Source organism: Psychrosphaera haliotis (assembly GCF_039523615.1).
In the GTDB taxonomy this organism is placed as follows: domain Bacteria; phylum Pseudomonadota; class Gammaproteobacteria; order Enterobacterales; family Alteromonadaceae; genus Psychrosphaera; species Psychrosphaera haliotis.
In genome coordinates this window covers 1-3,556 of sequence record NZ_BAAAFQ010000019.1, presented here as the reverse complement: position 1 = coordinate 3,556, position 3,556 = coordinate 1, and the positions used below count along the sequence as shown (strand labels likewise).

1 tRNA gene and 2 rRNA genes are annotated in these 3,556 nt (G+C 47.8%); all 3 read right to left on the bottom strand.

From position 1 onward, the window contains the following. Positions 1–21: 21 nt before the first annotated feature. The 3 genes from rrf to ABD009_RS14130 all read right to left on the bottom strand — a co-directional run bounded on the left by rrf (position 22) and on the right by ABD009_RS14130 (position 3,521). Positions 22–136 (bottom strand): 5S ribosomal RNA (gene rrf, locus ABD009_RS14140). A 131-nt stretch (positions 137–267) separates the two neighbouring features. Next, positions 268–3,146, bottom strand: a 23S ribosomal RNA gene (locus ABD009_RS14135). Between the two features lie 299 nt (positions 3,147–3,445). Beyond that, a tRNA-Ala gene (locus ABD009_RS14130) sits at positions 3,446–3,521 on the bottom strand. Positions 3,522–3,556: the final 35 nt, after the last annotated feature.

The window sequence follows — 3,556 nt, the reverse complement described above, 5'->3', positions numbered from 1 at the left end:
GTGCAAGGGGTTAGTATGGGAGCCTGGCGGTGAGCTACTCTCGCATAGCAAATGCTACACTACCATCGCCGCAGCTGCGTTTCACTTCTGAGTTCGAAATGGAATCAGGTGGGTCCACAGCGCTATTGCCACCAGGCAAAGCTGTTTGTAATCGATGTTTTATAAACACCGCTTACTTAAATTGTCTTAACAATTAGAAAACTGAAATAAGGTAATATTGTTTGTAATAATTCTGACCATCAGTGCTCAAGAACACTTAAGCGTTGTATGGTTAAGCCTCACGGGCAATTAGTATAAGTTAGCTTAATGCCTCACAGCACTTCCACACCTTACCTATCAACGTTGTAGTCTTCAACGACCCTTTAGGACAGTTAAACTGTCAGGGATGACTCATCTCGAGGCTCGCTTCCCGCTTAGATGCTTTCAGCGGTTATCGATTCCGAACGTAGCTACCGGGCAATGCCATTGGCATGACAACCCGAACACCAGCGGTTCGTCCACTCCGGTCCTCTCGTACTAGGAGCAGCCCCTCTCAATCATCCAACGCCCACGGCAGATAGGGACCGAACTGTCTCACGACGTTCTAAACCCAGCTCGCGTACCACTTTAAATGGCGAACAGCCATACCCTTGGGACCGACTTCAGCCCCAGGATGTGATGAGCCGACATCGAGGTGCCAAACACCGCCGTCGATATGAACTCTTGGGCGGTATCAGCCTGTTATCCCCGGAGTACCTTTTATCCGTTGAGCGATGGCCCTTCCATACAGAGCCACCGGATCACTATGACCTACTTTCGTACCTGCTCGACATGTCCGTCTCGCAGTTAAGCTTGCTTCTACCATTACACTAACCGTACGATGTCCGACCGTACTTAGCAAACCTTCGTGCTCCTCCGTTACTCTTTGGGAGGAGACCGCCCCAGTCAAACTACCCACCAGACACTGTCCACAACCCCGATAAGGGGCCAATGTTAGAACATCAAACATACAAGGGTGGTATTTCAAGGATGGCTCCACCTGAACTGGCGTCCAAGTTTCATAGCCTCCCACCTATCCTACACATGTAGGCTCAATGTTCAGTGTCAAGCTGTAGTAAAGGTTCACGGGGTCTTTCCGTCTAGCCGCGGGTACACAGCATCTTCACTGCGATTTCAATTTCACTGAGTCTCGGGTGGAGACAGCGTGGCCATCATTACACCATTCGTGCAGGTCGGAACTTACCCGACAAGGAATTTCGCTACCTTAGGACCGTTATAGTTACGGCCGCCGTTTACCGGGGCTTCGATCATGAGCTTCTCCGAAGATAACCCAATCAATTAACCTTCCGGCACCGGGCAGGTGTCACACCGTATACGTCATCTTTCGATTTAGCACAGTGCTGTGTTTTTAATAAACAGTTGCAGCCACCAGGTCACTGCGACCCACTTCAGCTCCGGCAGCAAGTGCCTTCACCTAACGTGGGCGTACCTTCTCCCGAAGTTACGGTACCATTTTGCCTAGTTCCTTCACCCGAGTTCTCTCAAGCGCCTTAGTATTCTCTACCTGACCACCTGTGTCGGTTTGGGGTACGGTTCTTAATCATCTGAAGCTTAGAGGCTTTTCCTGGAAGTATGGCATCAATGACTTCATCACCTTAGTGACTCGTCTCGTGTCTCAGTATTAGCCGCCCGGATTTACCTAAGCAGCCTACCTACACACTTTCACACGGACAACCATCGCCGTGCTCACCTAGCCTTCTCCGTCCCCCCATCGCAATGATTAAAAGTACAGAAATATTAATCTGTTTCCCATCGACTACGCATTTCTGCCTCGCCTTAGGGGCCGACTTACCCTACCCTGATTAGCATGGGATAGGAACCCTTGGTCTTTCGGCGTGGGGGTTTTTCACCCCCATTATCGTTACTCATGTCAACATTCGCACTTCTGATATGTCCAGCAGACTTCTCAATCCACCTTCAACCACTTACAGAACGCTCCCCTACCTAGCGAATAAATTCGCTACCGCAGCTTCGGTGTTATGCTTAGCCCCGTTACATCTTCCGCGCAGGCCGACTCGACTAGTGAGCTATTACGCTTTCTTTAAAGGGTGGCTGCTTCTAAGCCAACCTCCTAGCTGTCTAAGCCTTCCCACATCGTTTCCCACTTAGCATAAACTTTGGGACCTTAGCTGGCGGTCTGGGTTGTTTCCCTCTCCACGACGAACGTTAGCACCCGCCGTGTGTCTCCCGGATATTACTTTACGGTATTCGGAGTTTGCATGGGGTTGGTAAGCCGGGATGGCCCCCTAGCCCAAACAGTGCTCTACCCCCGTAAGTATTCGTCCGAGGCTCTACCTAAATAGATTTCGGGGAGAACCAGCTATCTCCCGGTTTGATTAGCCTTTCACTCCTAGCCACAGGTCATCCCCTAACTTTTCAACGTTAGTGGGTTCGGTCCTCCAGTTGATGTTACTCAACCTTCAACCTGCCCATGGCTAGATCACCGGGTTTCGGGTCTATACCTTGCAACTTATTCGCCCAGTTAAGACTCGGTTTCCCTACGGCTCCCCTATTCGGTTAACCTTGCTACAAAATATAAGTCGTTGACCCATTATACAAAAGGTACGCAGTCACAGAACAAGTCTGCTCCTACTGCTTGTACGTATACGGTTTCAGGTTCTATTTCACTCCCCTCACAGGGGTTCTTTTCGCCTTTCCCTCACGGTACTGGTTCACTATCGGTCAATTGGGAGTATTTAGCCTTAGAGGATGGTCCCCCTATCTTCAGTCAAAGTTTCTCGTGCTCCGACCTACTTAATATGTCCAACATGGCTTGTCGTGTACGGGACTATCACCCACTATCGTTGCACTTTCCAGAGCATTCCACTAAACCATGCTGATTCGGCTGTTTCCCGTTCGCTCGCCGCTACTTAGGAAATCTCGGTTGATTTCTTTTCCTCCGGGTACTTAGATGTTTCAGTTCTCCGGGTTCGCTTCGTATAGCTATGTATTCACTATACGATACCCTAAAAAGGGTGGGTTTCCCCATTCGGAAATTCTGGTTTATAACGGTTTTTATCACCTTAACCAGACTTATCGCAGATTAACACGTCCTTCATCGCCTCCAATTGCCAAGGCATCCACCGTATACGCTTATTCACTTAACCATACAACCTTAAATGCTCTCGCAGATTCAGTCGTATATTATGTGTCATATTTATTGGTTACTTGACTTGTATAAGGTCAAGAACCTGACATAAATAACGCTTGAGTTTTCTCTTACAGTGATAATCAAAATTATTTTTTTAGTTGTTGAATAACAAATAAATAAACAATAATGTTTACCTTATTTTTTTATCAGCTTTCCAAATTGTTAAAGAGCATGAGTTTATAAAAAACTCTAAACGATGCACACTAACTAATGTGTATGGTTTAGGGTTTTGAATCGAGAAACTGAGTGTCAGTATGGTGGAGCTACGCGGGATCGAACCGCGGACCTCTTGAATGCAAATCAAGCGCTCTCCCAGCTGAGCTATAGCCCCATACTGAAGTCACGTCATTAAAACGATTGTAATCT